Origin of the sequence: Nocardioides jiangxiensis, assembly GCF_030580915.1 — a bacterium.
GTDB lineage: Bacteria > Actinomycetota > Actinomycetes > Propionibacteriales > Nocardioidaceae > Nocardioides > Nocardioides jiangxiensis.
The window spans coordinates 1,854,806-1,868,608 of record NZ_JAUQTA010000001.1; the positions used below are offsets into that span (position 1 = coordinate 1,854,806).

A 13,803-nucleotide genomic window follows, 5' to 3' on the forward strand; every position below is an offset into this window, starting at 1 on the left:
CGGGGATGATGGGGCGCGTGACCGACCGCGCGCCCCTCGCCCTTGCTCTCCGCGACGCCCTCGCCGCCGCCGACTACACGTACGACGGAGTGGCTGGCCTGCTCGGTCCGATCGCGCACAACGCCCTGTCGCGCAACGAGACCGCGCCGGGCCTGCGGCGTACCACCGGCGGCACGCCGCTCGAGACGCTGACCCGCCTCTTCCTGCTGCAGGCGACCGTCCCGGTCGACGAGGCCGAGAAGGCGCTGCCGGACCTGGTCGACCGGCTCTGCGTCGAGGGCATCCTGGAGCGCAGCCTCTCCGAGGTCGCCGCGCGGATCGACGTCCGCCCGTACGGGGCTCACCTCGACGAGGACAGCGACCGGGACTTCTGGGTCGTCTCCGACCTGACGCCTGGCCTCGACGGCACCCCTAACAAGGTCGGTGCCAACCACGTCCTCGGCATCTCGTCCGCCTCGACGAGCCTGGCCCAGCTGACCCTGCGTCACCCGGTCCAGGCAGCCCTCGACCTCGGCACCGGCTGCGGCGTCCAGGCGCTGCACCTGGCGGGTCACGCCGAGCGGGTCGTGGCCACCGACGTCAACAAGCGTGCGCTGTGGATCGCGGAGTTCAACGCGCACCTCAACCAGACCCCCAACGTCCAGGTCGTCGACGGTTCCTTCTTCGAGCCGGTCGAGGGCGAGACGTTCGACCTGATCGCGACCAACCCGCCGTTCGTGATCTCGCCGGCGACCGGCGAGCGCCTCGTCTACCGCGACTCCGGCCTGCCGGGTGACCGCGTCGTCGAGGACATCGTGCGCAAGGCGCCGGCACTGCTCAACGACGGCGGCTGGTGCCAGGTGCTGGCCAACTGGATCATCAGGGCCGACACCCCGTGGGACGAGCGGCTCGCGGGCTGGCTCGACGGCACGTGCGACGCGTTCGTGGTCCAGCGCGAGGTCCTCGACCCGGCCAGCTACGTCGAGCTCTGGCTGAAGGACGCCGGCCTGCAGAGCGCCCAGGACTACCTGCACCGCTACGACACCTGGCTGGCGTGGTTCGAGGAGCAGGGCATCGAGGCAGTCGGCTTCGGCTGGATCAACCTGCGCAAGCGCCCCGCCGACGCCGCGGGGGAGCCGACGTACCGCCTCGAGGAGTGGCCGTACGACGTCGAGCAGCCGATCGCGCCGGCGATCGGTGCCTGGGGCGACGCCGTCGACGCGCTCGCCACCCTCGACGGTGACGCCCTCTTCGCGGCACGCCTGCAGACCCGCGAGGACGTCCAGCAGGAGACCGTCGGCGCACCCGGCGCCGAGGACCCGCACTCGGTGGTGCTGCGCCAGCAGCGCGGCTTCCGTCGTGCCCGCAAGGCCGACACCGTGGAGGCCGCCCTCGTCGGTGCCTGCGACGGCGAGCTGACCGTGGGGCAGATCCTCGACGCCCTCGCCGAGCTCCTCGAGCTGGACGCCGTGGAGACCCGTGCCGGATATGCGGAGAAGGTCCGCGAGCTCGTCGCCGAGGGCTTCCTCGAGCTGGCCTGACCGGAGGTCGGCGGTGCGGATCACCTCACATCCGCACTGGACGCCGTGAAGCGTGGGGCTACAGTGAGCCGCCGTGAGCACCCTCCCGGCAAGGGGAGACGCCACGAAGGCATCAGGGAGAGCAGAGCGCGTGGGACACAAGCTGGTCATCGTCGAGTCCCCGGCCAAGGCCCGCACGATCGGCGGGTACCTCGGTCCGGGCTACGTCGTCGAGTCCTCGATCGGCCACATCCGCGACCTCCCCAACAACGCCGCCGAGATCCCCGCGAAGATCAAGGACCAGCCGTGGGGCCGGCTCGGCATCGACGTCGACCACGAGTTCACGCCGTACTACGTCGTGCCGCGTGACAAGAAGTCGCACATGACCAAGCTCAAGTCGCTGCTGAAGGACGCCGACGAGCTCTACCTCGCCACCGATGAGGACCGCGAGGGCGAGGCCATCGCGTGGCACCTGCTCGAGGAGCTGAAGCCCAAGAAGGGCGTCCCCGTGCACCGGATGGTCTTCCACGAGATCACCAAGCCGGCGATCATCGCCGCCGTCGAGAACCCGCGCGACATCAACCACGACCTCGTCGAGGCGCAGGAGACCCGCCGCATCCTCGACCGCCTCTACGGCTACGAGGTCTCGCCGGTGCTCTGGCGCAAGGTGCAGAGCGGCCTCTCGGCCGGCCGTGTCCAGTCGGTCGCGACCCGGCTCGTGGTCGACCGCGAGAAGGAGCGGATGGCCTTCAAGGTCGCCTCCTACTGGGACCTCGAGGGCACCTTCGACGCGGGGGCGTCCCACGACCAGCGGATGTTCCCCGCCAAGATCCACTCGATCGACGGCGCCCGCATCGCCCGCGGCTCCGACTTCGACAACACCGCCACGCTCACGGCTGCGGCGACCAAGGCCGGCGTCGCCCACCTGGACCGCAAGGCGGCCGAGGCGCTGGTCGAGGGTCTGCGCGACACCGCGTACACGGTGCGCTCCGTCGAGTCGAAGCCCTACAAGCGCAGCCCCTACGCGCCGTTCCGGACGACGACGCTGCAGCAGGAGGCGAGCCGCAAGCTCGGCATGTCCGCGCAGGTCGCGATGTCGGTCGCGCAGCGCCTCTACGAGGGCGGCTACATCACCTACATGCGTACCGACTCGACGACGCTCAGCGACTCCGCCATCGGCGCGGCACGCGAGCAGGTCCGCGAGCTGTACGGCGCCGAGTACCTGCCGGACCGTCCCCGCGTCTACGCCTCGAAGGTGAAGAACGCGCAGGAGGCGCACGAGGCGATCCGCCCCGCCGGCGAGCACTTCCGCACGCCTGCGCAGACCGGTCTCTCCGGCGACCAGTTCCGCCTCTACGAGCTGATCTGGATGCGCACGGTCGCCTCCCAGATGAAGGACGCCACCGGCAACACGGTCTCGGTCCGCCTCGGCGGCACCGCTTCCGACGGTCGTGACGTCGTCTTCGCCGCCTCCGGTCGCACGATCACCTTCCACGGCTTCCTCAAGGCGTACGTCGAGGGCACCGACAACGACGCCACCAAGGACGACGCCGAGGCCCGGCTGCCCCAGCTCGCCGAGGGGGCTGCCGTCTCCGCTGCGAGCCTCAGCGCCGCCGGCCACGAGACGAAGCCGCCGGCGCGCTTCACCGAGGCCACGCTCATCAAGGAGCTCGAGGACCGCGAGATCGGCCGCCCGTCGACGTACGCGAGCATCATCTCGACGATCATCAACCGCGGCTACGTCTACAAGAAGGGCACCGCCCTCGTCCCCGCGTGGATCGCGTTCTCCGTCGTCCGGCTGCTCGAGGACCACTTCACGCGGCTGATCGACTACGACTTCACCGCCTCGCTGGAGGAGGTGCTCGACGGCATCGCCCGCGGCGAGCGCAACAAGGTCGTCGAGCTCCGCGAGTTCTACTTCGGCTCCGACGAGAAGGTCGGCGTCAAGCCGCTGGTCGACGGGCTCGGCGAGATCGACGCCAAGGCGCTGGCGACCTTCCCGGTGGGTGACCCGGCCGACGGCATCGTGCTTCGGGTCGGCCGCTACGGCCCCTACATCGAGGGGCCGGAGGGCGACGCCGACGGCGCGCCCAAGCGGGCCAACGTCCCCGACGACCTGCCGCCGGACGAGCTGACGGCGGCGAAGGCGCGCGAGCTCTTCGCCAACCCGGCCGGCGCCGAGATCGAGCTCGGCGTCCACCCCGACACCGGCCTCCAGGTCGTGGCGAAGAACGGCCGCTTCGGCCCCTACGTCACCGAGGTCCTGCCCGAGGACGCCCCGAAGACCGGGAAGAACGCGGTCAAGCCGCGCACCGGGTCGCTCTTCAAGGACATGTCGCTCGACACGATCACCCTCGAGCAGGCCGTCCAGCTGCTCTCCCTGCCGCGCGTCGTCGGCGTCGCGGAGGACGGCGAGGAGATCACCGCTCAGAACGGTCGCTACGGCCCGTACCTGAAGAAGGGCACGGACTCCCGCACGATCGCGAGCGAGGCCCAGCTGCTCACGATCACGCTCGAGGAGGCTCTGGCGATCTACGCCCAGCCGAAGCAGCGCGGCCGTGGCGCGGCGACCCCGCCGCTCAAGGAGCTCGGCCCGGACCCGGTCTCCGGTCAGCCGGTCGTCATCAAGTCGGGCCGGTTCGGTGACTACGTCACGGACGGCGAGTACAACGCGACGCTGCGCAAGGACGACACGATCGAGTCGATGACGATCGAGCGAGCCGCGGAGCTGCTCGCCGAGCGGCGGGCGAAGGGCCCGGCCAAGAAGGCGGCGAAGAAGACGGCCAAGAAGGCGACCGCCAAGAAGGCGACCGCGAAGAAGGCCGCAGCGAAGAAGACCGCCAAGAAGGCGACCGCGACGAAGGCCGCCGCCAAGAAGGCGTGAACGACGCGGTGGTGCCTGCCGGGAATCAGGACACTCCGGACGCATGATGCTCGTATGAGCATCCAGGAGTGGCTTGACCCGGAGGCCGCCGACGAGATCGTCGCCGACCGTGACGCACTGCCTGCCCTGAGCGTGGTCGAGCAGGAAGCCGGCCCGGTGGCGGCTTCACGCCTCGTGCGCGGCGTCAAGGCGACGGGGCGCGGGCTGCTGGCCCTCGTCCTCTTCCTGGTCGGCGCGGCCGGCGGCTTCGGTGCCGGCTGGGGCTACGGCGCGGGCCTGGAGAAGGGGCCGCACGGCACCGACCTCCTGCCGTCGTACGCCGCATGGCCGGTGCTGTGGTGGGTCCTGCTCGCGAGCATCCCGGTCGCGCTCGGCGTGGGGTTCTGGAAGCGGCTCCGGCCGGTGGCGTTCGGCTACGTGCTGGTCCTGCCGTGGCAGCTCGCCCTCAGCCTCGGCTACGCCCTCCACACCTTCGGCACGTGGGGCTACACCTCGTGATCTCCGTCGACCTGCGATGATCTGACCCGCAGACACCAACGACGGAAGGCTCACACCATGAGCAACGGCGGCCCCCGCCAGTTCGCCGGGCGCGTCAAGCGCGCCCTCAAGCGCCGGATCGACGCCCGCCGCGGCACCCCGGCTGCGCCTGCGGCCCCCGCCGCGCCTGCCCCCGCGCCGCTCACGCCGTTCCAGCGCGGTGAGGGCAAGCCGATCCTGGGCCTGGCCGGCTTCTTCGGCCCGGGCAACTACGGCGACGAGCTCTTCCTCGACATCTTCCACAAGTACTTCCCCGACTTCGAGCTCCGCCCCCTCGCGGACCTCCCGTCGCAGCCGTTCTTCTCGCGACCGGTGCACGAGATCGTCAACGAGGTCGACGCGATCCTCATCGGCGGCGGCGACATCCTGCAGCCGTGGGCCCGCGACCCGCGGTACTTCAACCCGAAGTTTCTCAAGAAGCCGTGCTTCGTCGTCGGCATCGGCGTCCCGCTCTACACCGGCCCGAACGTGAAGCCGCCGCGCGAGGAGACGATCGCGTCGCACCGCCGGTTCTTCCACAACCCGGCCCTCAAGCGCGTCGGCGTCCGCGACGACCAGGCTGCCAACTGGATCCGCGAGAACCTGGAGCCCGACTTCCCGATCCACGTCGCGCCCGACATCGTCTGCACGCTCGACCTGCCGGACGCCCCGAAGCCGGAGGGCGCGCCGATCCTCGGCATCGTCACCCGTTTCCGCCCGAAGCTCGAGACCCCCGACGACTACTCGAAGGTCGAGGAGCTCGCCCGTCACGCGGCCGACCAGGGCTTCCGGATCCGGCACATCATCCTGGGCACCGGCGAGACCGGCAAGCGTGACGTCGCGAACGCCGAGGACTTCCGGTTCGAGGGCAAGGAGGTCGTCTACAGCGAGGACCTCACCGACCTCACGCGGGCCATCGGTGAGTGCACCGTGCTGGCGAGCATGAAGTTCCACGGCACCGTCGTCGCCACGATGTACGGCGTGCCGTCGATCGTCATGATCCCGACGAACAAGAACCGCAACTTCATGAACCGCATCGGCCTCGGGGACCTCGTCGCGCGCTTCGACTCCGACGAGCTGATCGAGAAGTTCGACAACCGGCCGACCCCGGACCCGGCGGACCTCGCCCGGATCCGCCAGCAGGCCCACGAGCACATGCTCGAGCTGGTCGCGTCGATCAAGGACGAGCTCGGCGTCAAGTGACCGATCGGCGAGGCCGGGCCCCACGTGGGGGCCCGGCCTTCGTCGTTCCCGGGGTCAGCGAGGCGCTGCGACCTGTGCCTCCCGGATCGTGCTGCTCCGCAGCGGTCCGCCGAGGACGGCGCTGATCCAGCAGAGGTTGAACGCTCCGGCGCTGAGCGGGACCAGGCTCCAGGCCATCAGGGCGATGCCGACCGGCGAGCCGCGCAGCAGGAACCCGACGGTCAGGAACGTCGTGCCGGCCGCCAGGCGGAAGGCACGCCCGGCCGGGCTGTTGACCCAGCGGCTGAAGCCGGTGCAGTTGAAGCGGTGGGCCAGCGAGTGCGGCCGCTCGAGCGTCGTGGACATCGTGGGTCAGCTGCCTTCGGAGACTTCGTAGATCTTGTCGGCGACCAGGCCGTGCGCCTCACGGTGGACCGCGATGGCGGCGTCCGCGTCGGGTGCCTCGACGAGGCAGAAGACCTTCCGGCTGGCCTCGTCGACCCAGTAGCTGCGGTAGGTGACGCCGTACTGGTCCTGGATCGCGACGTCGGCGGCGTGGGCGTTGGCGACATCGGCGGCGGTGGCGCCTTCGGGAAGCTCCTCGTGGACGTCCATGAAGAGAGGCATCGGATTCTCCTTCGGTCGGGTGGAAGCGGTGACACACTCAGGTTCATGCCGTCCGCGCTCCACGGCCATGACCGGGACGCCGCCGCTGATGACCGATCGACCGGGGAGCCCGGTCCGGACCTGGCGTCGACGCTGGGACGCCTACGCCTCGACGGCGCGATCTTCCTCCGCGGGGTCTACAGCGAGCCGTGGGCCTACGAGTCCGTGCCCGGGGCCGACGCACGCGCCCTGCTCGCGCCCGGCGCTCCGCGGATGCTGCTCTTCCACCTCGTGGCCCGCGGCCGGACCTGGGTGGAGGTCGACGGCGAGGAGCGCCTGTACGCCGGCGCAGGCGACGTGATCGTGCTCCCGTACGGCGACACCCACCGCATGGGCGGGTCGGCCGTGGCCGAGTGCACGCCGCTCCGCTCGCTGCTGGACCCGCCGCCCTGGCAGTCCATGCCGGTCGTCCGGCACGGAGGGGGCGGGACCGCGACGGAGCTGGTGTGCGGCTACCTCGCGTGCGACGACGTGCTCTTCGACCCGACCCTGGGGGCGCTGCCGCGGGTCTTCGTCGTCCAGCCTCCCGAGGGGCCGGCGCGGGATTGGGTGCGCGCCGGCATCGACTACGCGCTCGCCCAGACCTCCATGGCGGAGGACCACCTCGAGGGGCCGGTCGGGATCCCGCAGGCTCTGCTGGTCGAGATCCTCACGCTGCACCTCGCGTCGGCGCCTGCCTCACGCCGCGGGCTGCTCGCGGGACTGCGTGACCCGGTCGCCGGCCCCGCGCTGGCCGCCATCCACCGGTCGCCCGGCGAGCGGTGGACCGTGGAATGGCTCGCCCGCGAGGCGAACGTCTCCACGACCGTGCTCGACGAGCGGTTCCGCACGGTGCTCGGGGTCGCGCCGATCCGCTATCTGGCCGACTGGCGCATGCACGTGGCCGGTGACCTGCTGCGCGACTCCGACCTGCCCGTCGCCGCCGTCGCGCGCAGGGTCGGCTACGAGGCGGAGGAGGCCTTCAGCCGGGCGTTCAAGCGAGCCCGGGGTGAGGCGCCGAGCGTCTGGCGCACGCACCGCGGCACCTGGGTGCCGAGCGCCCGCGGCATGCCTGGCTGAGGCGCACGGTGTCAGGCGCCCGGGAGCGTCCCGACGCGTCGGTAGAGCACCCCGCCGACCCGGTAGTACGCGTGTGCGTCAGGACCGAGGGACTCGACCGCGTCAGCCGCCGGGTAGGCGAAGCTGCCGGCGGGAACGACGTCCTGCGGTGCCGACCACTGGAGCTGGCCCTGCCACCTGACGGCGATCAGGTCGCCCTTCGTGACCCGCCACAGCAGGCCGGTCCGGTCCAGCCGGATGTCGTTCTCGGTGAGGCAGTCGAGGGGTCGGTCGGTGAAGGTCTCGCTGGCGTCGACCGGCAGGTTGAGGGCGGGACGGCTGAAGACGCGCTCGTAGGCCAGGGCTACGTCGATCCGCCCCGACGACTGCACGCTGGCCTGGTACGCCGGGCACGCGGGCTCGGGCTGGGGCTGCGTCGACGCGATCTTGTAGACCGACCCGAAGTAGCCGTCGGCACTGGCCCGGCGCGCCTTGAGCCAGGTGCGGTACTGCGGAGCGAAGACGACCGTCGAACTTCCGCTCGGGGTGACCCCGACGGCCTGCATGCGGTACCAGGTCCGGCTTCCGCGGCCGTCGGCGACCACCTTCGTGGCACGCCAGCCCTGACCGGGCACGTAGCGCGCGGAGTCGATGGTCGACGCGTGGGACGCGACGTCCGGGTCGTAGCGGCAGCTCCATGCCAGCATGACCTGACCGGACGCGGAGCTGTCCCAGAGGGGATCCATCCATCCGGCGCACGGGCGCGGAGTCAGCGTGCGGACGCTGGGTGCTCCGACCCCGTCGAGGTAGATGCGCTCGCGGAGGTGGCGCACGCTGTCAAGGTCGGGGGTCGGGCACTCCGACACCACCGCGGTCCGGCTCCGGGAGAGGCCGATGACGGCGCGGACGTTCTCCGCGCCGCAGGAGCTGGTGGGGGCGGCGCGCAGCGGGGACCAGGTGTCGTCGGCGCGCAGCGCCGACCACCGGCCGTCGACCGTGATGGTCGCGGCGCCGTTGCGTGACAGGCCGATGACCGGCCGGCCCTCGCAGGAGGCGAGGTCGCCCGCCACCTGCTGTGCCGCTGGTGCCGCTGCCGTGGCCGTCTCCCGGGTCAACCAGAGCGTGCAGGTGGATCCGGCCACCGGTCGCTGCACCCGCGCCACGACCAGCTGCCCCTCGATCGAGCCGACGGCCACCCTCTCGACGACCACGCCGTCCGGGCTCATCTTCTGCGGTGCGCCCCAGACCGGCACCGGAGCGGTGGCAGCGGTCGCGGGCGCCACCGCGCCCAGCACGGCGACCAGCGTCGCGCCGAGAAGTACGCGGGCCAGGTGCATCGAACTCCCCCTTCGGTGTGCACCAGCACCGTAACCCGGCCGGCCCGGGGAAGCGCAGTGCCGACGGGAAGCCCCGCTGTGGGTCCCCGCCCATAAGGTGTACGACGTGACTGCGGGCGCCTTCTCTCCGACCGGCCTCTTCGTCTGCTTCGAGGGCGGCGAGGGCGGCGGCAAGTCCACCCAGTCGGGCCTGCTCCGCGAGTGGCTCGAGGCCGAGGGCCACACCGTCGTGCTGACGCGCCAGCCCGGGGGCACCTCGGTCGGCCAGCGGATCCGTGAGATCGTGCTCAGTCCGGAGACCGGCGAGCTGAGCAACCGCACCGAGGTGCTGCTCTACGCCGCCGACAAGGCCGAGCACGTCGACACCGTCGTGCTGCCGGCACTCGCCCGCGGGGAGGTCGTCATCACCGACCGCTACGTCGACTCGGCGCTCGCTTACCAGGGCGCGGGCCGGACCGAGGCGGTCGCCGAGGTGGAGCAGGTCAACCGCTGGGCGACCCGTGACCTGCGGCCGCACCTGACCGTCGTACTGGACCTCGAGCCGCAGGCCGGGCTCGGCCGGTTCGAGGAGCGCGACCGCATCGAGGGGGAGTCGCTGGAGTTCCACCAGCGGGTGCGCCAGGCGTTTCTCGACATGGCTGCTGCCGACCCCGACCACTACCTCGTGCTCGACGCCCGCGCCACGATCGCCTCGATCCACGAGCAGATCCGGGTCCGCGTCGCTTCCCTCCTGGTGACGGCATGACGACGGCCGCGGCCGGCACGGTCTGGGACACGCTCGTCGGGCAGCGTCCGGCGATCGCCGCGCTCGACCGGGCCGCACACGGACAGGGCATGACCCACGCCTGGCTCTTCACCGGACCGCCGGGGTCGGGTCGCTCCAACGCGGCGATCGCCTTCGCAGCGGCGCTGCAGTGCGAGCGGGGTGGCTGCGGCACCTGCCACGAGTGCCACACGGTCCTGGCCGGCAGCCACGCCGACGTCTCGGTCGTCCGCACGGAGAAGCTCTCGATCGGTGTCGACGAGGTCCGCGACATCGTGCGGCGCAGCGGACTCAGCCCGGTCGGCAGGCGCTGGCAGGTCCTGATCGTCGAGGACGCCGACCGGCTGACCGAGCAGGCCTGCAACGCGCTGCTGAAGGCGATCGAGGAGCCGACGCCGCGCACGGTCTGGATGCTCTGCGCGCCGACGGTCGAGGACGTCCTGACCACGATCCGCTCGCGCTGCCGGCTGGTGACGCTGTCGACGCCGGCCCCGGCCGACGTCGCGGCGTTCCTCGTGCGGAGCATGGGTGTGCCCGACTCCCTCGCCGCGTACGCCGCACGGCACAGCCAGGGCCACATCGGCCGCGCCCGGGCGCTCGCGGCCGACGAGGACGTGCGCAACCGCCGTCGCGACATCGTCTCGATCCCGATGCGGGTCACCAGCCTCGGCGCCTGCATGCAGGCAGCCGACCGCCTGCACGCGGCCGCGAAGGCTGAGGCGGAGGCGATCACCGGCGAGCTCGACAAGCGCGAGAAGGTCGACCTCGACACCGCCTACGGCGTGGTGGAGCGAGGGCGTCGTCCGCGTGAGTACGCACCGGCGCTGGCCGCCCTCGAGAAGGGGCAGAAGACCCGCGCCAAGCGCCGGGTCCTCGACGTGGTCGATCGCTGCCTGATGGACCTGGTCAGCGTGTACCGCGACGCCATCGCGCTCGGCACGGGGTCGGGAGCACAGCTGGTCAACGAGGAGCTGCGGGCCGACCTGGAGCGGCTGGTCCAGGTGAGCACTCCGGAGGAGGACCTGCGCCGCATCGACGCGATCTTCACCGCGCGCGAGCAGATGCTCGAGTTCAACGTGCCGGCGCAGCTCGCGCTGGAGTCCATGATGGTGGCCCTCCGGCTTCCGGACGGTGGCCGGTCGTGAAGCGTGCGCTGCCCGTCGTCCTGGTCGTCATCGCCCTCGTGTTCCCGATGGCCCTCGCCGTGGTCGTGCTGGTCCGTGACCAGCGGGGCGACGACTCCTCGACGGCCACCACGATGCCGCCGCGGCCCGATCAGCCCGGGTCGCGCACGTCGCCGTCGCCGGCCCTGGCGCGGTTCTACGCGCAGAAGCTCGAGTGGTCCCGGTGCCGCACCGGCGGGGACGAGTGCGCGACGCTCGAGGTCCCGCTCGACTACCGCCGTCCCGCAGGCCGCACGATCGGCATCGCAGTGCTGCGCAACCCGGCGGACCGCTCGCCGGGCACGGCCCGCGACCTGCTGGTCAACCCCGGCGGCCCCGGTGCTCCCGGCACCGACCTGGCAGCAACCGACTCGCCCTTCATGAAGTTCCCCGACACCCTCTACGAGCACTTCAACGTCGTCGGCTTCGACCCGCGCGGCACGGGGTCGAGCGAGCCGGTCGACTGCCTCAGCGACAGCGAGCTCGACGCCTACACGGCCGGGGACCCCGATCCGGACACCCCGGCCGAGGTCGAGGAGTACGTCGCCGCCGCCGACTCGTTCGGGCCCGGCTGCCAGCAGCGCTCGGGTGACCTCTACCGGCACCTCGGCACCCACGACGCAGCCCGCGACATGGACGTCCTGCGCGCGGCGCTCGGCGACGCCGAGGTCGACTACCTCGGTGTCTCCTACGGCACCAAGCTCGGCGCCACCTATGCCGACCTCTTCCCGAAGCGGGTGGGGCGGATGGTGCTCGACGGAGCCGACCCGCCGCTGACCGCGCTCGACACGATGCTCGAGCAGGCCCACGGCTTCCAGGTCGCGCTCGAGGCGTACGTCGACGACTGCATCGCTGGCGGCGACTGCTACCTCGGGTCATCCCGGCCCGCGGCGCTGCAGAAGGTCCGCGACTTCCTCGACGAGGTCGACGCCCGTCCGCTGCGGGTCGGCACCCGCGAGCTCACGGAGGGAGGGGCCTTCCTCGGCATCATCTACCCGCTCTACAGCAAGGACTACTGGCCGTACCTGACCGATGCCCTCGAGGCCGCGCTCAAGGGTGACGGGCGGCAGCTCCTCGCGTTCGCCGACCTGTACAACGGCCGCAAGCAGGGCGGCGGCTACCAGGACAACTCGGCCGAGGCGATCCTCGCGATCAACTGCGACGACGACCCGAGCTCGCTCCCTGCGTCGCGGATCCCGGCGCTGTTCCCGCGCTTCGCGGAGAAGTCGCCGACGTTCGGGCGGATCTTCGCGTGGGGCATGGTCGGCTGTGGGTCGCTCGGCCCGGCGGAGGACGAGAAGAGGCAGGACTGGCACCTCGACGCCCGTGGCGCCGCTCCGATCGTGGTCATCGGCACGACGCGTGACCCCGCCACGCCGCTCGCCTGGGCCCGGAAGATGGCCAGCGACCTCGCCTCCGGCGTGCTGATCACGCGCGACGGCGACGGGCACGGGGGCTTCGGTCACGGCAACAGCTGTGTCGACGACGCGGTCGAGCGCTACCTGATCGACGGAACCGTCCCGACGGACAACCTTTCGTGCTGACGCAAACGAGGATCTGACCCGGTCTTCTCGTTGCATCTGCGGTCAGGTAGCCTGCGCATATGCCGCACCTGCGAATCAAAGACGCTGCCGCCCATCTCGGCGTGAGCGACGACACGGTGCGCCGCTGGATCGACCGCGGGCTGCTCGAGGCCCGCCTCGACGACGCGGGTCGCAAGGTCGTCGACGGCTACGAGGTGGCCATGGTCGCCCGCGACCACGCCCAGCAGCCGGGCGTGCCCGGCACGAGCTCGGCGCGCAACCGGTTCGTCGGGCTGGTCACCGACATCACCCTGGACCGGGTCATGGCCCAGGTCGAGCTGCAGTGCGGGCCGTTCCGCGTCGTCTCCCTGATGAGCAGCGAAGCGGTGCGCGACCTCGGCCTCGAGCGGGGTTCGCTCGCGGTCGCTTCCATCAAGTCGACCAACGTCGTCATCGAGACCCACGAGGCAACGGCATGACCACGCGCTTCCTGACCGCTGTCGCCGCGGTCGTCGTCCTGGCCTCCAGCCTCGCCGCCTGTGGCGGTGACGCGACCGAGGGCCCGAGCACCACCCTCACCGTGTACGCCGCCTCCTCGCTCAAGTCGGTCTTCGAGCAGCTCGGCACGGAGTTCCAGGCCGACCACCGCGACGTCACGGTGAGCTTCAACTTCGCCGGCTCCTCCGACCTGGTCGCCCAGATCCAGCAGGGCGCCCCAGCGGACGTCTTCGCCTCGGCGGACACCGCGAACATGGGCAAGCTCGGCGACGAGGCCCTCGCCCCGGCTGACTTCGCGACGAACACGCTCGAGATCGCCGTGCCCGCGGACAACCCGGCCCATGTCGCCACGCTGGCCGACCTCGCGAGGCAGGGCGTCCAGCTCGTCACCTGTGCGCCCGAGGTCCCGTGCGGGGCCGCGGCTGCCGCGGTGGAGGCCAACGCGAGGCTCGACTGGAAGCCGGTCAGCGAGGAGCAGTCGGTCGCCGACGTCCTGGGCAAGGTGGAGTCGGGCGACGCGGACGCGGGCCTCGTCTACGTGACCGACGTCCGCGCCGCCGGCGACCAGGTCGCGGGCATCGCGATCCCCGCGTCGGTCAACGCCGTGAACACCTACCCGATCGCCGCGCTCGCGGGATCGGAGCACGCCGACCTCGCGGCCGCCTGGGTGGCCCTCGTCACCGGCGCCGAGGGCCAGAAGGCGCTCGCCGCGGCCGGCTTCGGCAAGGCCTGAC

At 71.6% G+C, this 13,803-nt stretch carries 13 protein-coding genes; 10 read left to right on the forward strand and 3 right to left on the reverse strand.

The genetic code is table 11. The features are described from left to right. Positions 1-17 precede the first annotated feature (17 nt). The 4 genes from Q5722_RS08980 to Q5722_RS08995 all read left to right on the forward strand — a co-directional run bounded on the left by Q5722_RS08980 (position 18) and on the right by Q5722_RS08995 (position 6,102). Positions 18-1,520, forward strand: a complete 1,503-nt coding sequence (locus Q5722_RS08980; RefSeq protein ID WP_305027873.1) for a DUF7059 domain-containing protein — start codon at positions 18-20, stop codon at positions 1,518-1,520. A gap of 130 nt (positions 1,521-1,650) precedes the next feature. Next, positions 1,651-4,383, forward strand: coding sequence for a type I DNA topoisomerase (gene topA / locus Q5722_RS08985; RefSeq protein WP_305027874.1), 2,733 nt, complete (start codon positions 1,651-1,653; stop codon positions 4,381-4,383). Between the two features lie 54 nt (positions 4,384-4,437). Then, positions 4,438-4,881, forward strand: a complete 444-nt coding sequence (locus Q5722_RS08990) for a hypothetical protein (RefSeq protein ID WP_305027875.1) — start codon at positions 4,438-4,440, stop codon at positions 4,879-4,881. Positions 4,882-4,938: 57 nt separating this feature from the next. Then, a complete protein-coding gene (locus Q5722_RS08995; protein ID WP_305027876.1) occupies positions 4,939-6,102 on the forward strand; it encodes a polysaccharide pyruvyl transferase family protein in 1,164 nt (387 codons plus the stop codon). Between the two features lie 54 nt (positions 6,103-6,156). Here Q5722_RS08995 and Q5722_RS09000 read toward each other — a convergent pair whose 3' ends face one another. Beyond that, positions 6,157-6,447 carry a hypothetical protein gene (locus Q5722_RS09000; RefSeq protein WP_305027877.1) on the reverse strand — a complete coding sequence of 97 codons (291 nt, stop codon included), beginning with the start codon at positions 6,445-6,447 and terminating at the stop codon, positions 6,157-6,159. A 6-nt stretch (positions 6,448-6,453) separates the two neighbouring features. After that, positions 6,454-6,708 carry a DUF4242 domain-containing protein gene (locus Q5722_RS09005; protein ID WP_305027878.1) on the reverse strand — a complete coding sequence of 85 codons (255 nt, stop codon included), beginning with the start codon at positions 6,706-6,708 and terminating at the stop codon, positions 6,454-6,456. A gap of 45 nt (positions 6,709-6,753) precedes the next feature. Here Q5722_RS09005 and Q5722_RS09010 point away from each other — a divergent pair, with 45 nt between their 5' ends. Continuing rightward, positions 6,754-7,806 (forward strand): AraC family transcriptional regulator, encoded by a 1,053-nt coding sequence (locus Q5722_RS09010; RefSeq protein ID WP_305027879.1) that lies wholly within the window; start codon positions 6,754-6,756, stop codon positions 7,804-7,806. An 11-nt stretch (positions 7,807-7,817) separates the two neighbouring features. On the opposite strand, the gene Q5722_RS09015 is transcribed toward Q5722_RS09010, so the two are convergent. Beyond that, entirely contained in the window at positions 7,818-9,122 is a 1,305-nt protein-coding gene (locus tag Q5722_RS09015) for a hypothetical protein (protein WP_305027880.1), read from the reverse strand. A gap of 106 nt (positions 9,123-9,228) precedes the next feature. On the opposite strand from Q5722_RS09015, the gene tmk reads away from it, so the two are divergent. The 5 genes from tmk to modA are packed head-to-tail and all read left to right on the forward strand — an operon-like array spanning position 9,229 to position 13,802. Further along, positions 9,229-9,867, forward strand: a complete 639-nt coding sequence (tmk, locus tag Q5722_RS09020) for a dTMP kinase (RefSeq protein WP_305027881.1) — start codon at positions 9,229-9,231, stop codon at positions 9,865-9,867. Further along, positions 9,864-11,030: a DNA polymerase III subunit delta' gene (locus tag Q5722_RS09025; protein ID WP_305027882.1), complete on the forward strand. Its 1,167-nt coding sequence runs from the start codon at positions 9,864-9,866 to the stop codon at positions 11,028-11,030. The genes tmk and Q5722_RS09025 overlap by 4 nt, the downstream gene beginning before the upstream one ends. Continuing rightward, complete coding sequence (locus tag Q5722_RS09030) at positions 11,027-12,592, forward strand: alpha/beta hydrolase (protein ID WP_305027883.1); 1,566 nt, start codon at positions 11,027-11,029, stop codon at positions 12,590-12,592. Before Q5722_RS09025 ends, Q5722_RS09030 begins: the two co-directional genes overlap by 4 nt. Before the next feature lie 59 nt (positions 12,593-12,651). Continuing rightward, a complete protein-coding gene (locus Q5722_RS09035; protein WP_305027884.1) occupies positions 12,652-13,050 on the forward strand; it encodes a TOBE domain-containing protein in 399 nt (132 codons plus the stop codon). Beyond that, entirely contained in the window at positions 13,047-13,802 is a 756-nt protein-coding gene (gene modA / locus Q5722_RS09040) for a molybdate ABC transporter substrate-binding protein (protein ID WP_305027885.1), read from the forward strand. Before Q5722_RS09035 ends, modA begins: the two co-directional genes overlap by 4 nt. The last annotated feature ends 1 nt before the right edge of the window (position 13,803 follow it).

Excerpts from the sequence above, each read along its gene's own strand:
- Q5722_RS09035 (WP_305027884.1), top strand. The coding sequence starts at position 12,652 with ATGCCGCACCTGCGAATCAAAGACGCTGCCGCCCATCTCGGCGTGAGC.
- Q5722_RS09000 (WP_305027877.1), bottom strand. The coding sequence starts at position 6,447 with ATGTCCACGACGCTCGAGCGGCCGCACTCGCTGGCCCACCGCTTCAAC.
- Q5722_RS09010 (WP_305027879.1), top strand. The coding sequence starts at position 6,754 with ATGCCGTCCGCGCTCCACGGCCATGACCGGGACGCCGCCGCTGATGAC.
- Q5722_RS09015 (WP_305027880.1), bottom strand. The coding sequence starts at position 9,122 with ATGCACCTGGCCCGCGTACTTCTCGGCGCGACGCTGGTCGCCGTGCTG.
- Q5722_RS08995 (WP_305027876.1), top strand. The coding sequence starts at position 4,939 with ATGAGCAACGGCGGCCCCCGCCAGTTCGCCGGGCGCGTCAAGCGCGCC.
- modA (WP_305027885.1), top strand. The coding sequence starts at position 13,047 with ATGACCACGCGCTTCCTGACCGCTGTCGCCGCGGTCGTCGTCCTGGCC.
- Q5722_RS08990 (WP_305027875.1), top strand. The coding sequence starts at position 4,438 with ATGAGCATCCAGGAGTGGCTTGACCCGGAGGCCGCCGACGAGATCGTC.
- Q5722_RS09005 (WP_305027878.1), bottom strand. The coding sequence starts at position 6,708 with ATGCCTCTCTTCATGGACGTCCACGAGGAGCTTCCCGAAGGCGCCACC.
- Q5722_RS09025 (WP_305027882.1), top strand. The coding sequence starts at position 9,864 with ATGACGACGGCCGCGGCCGGCACGGTCTGGGACACGCTCGTCGGGCAG.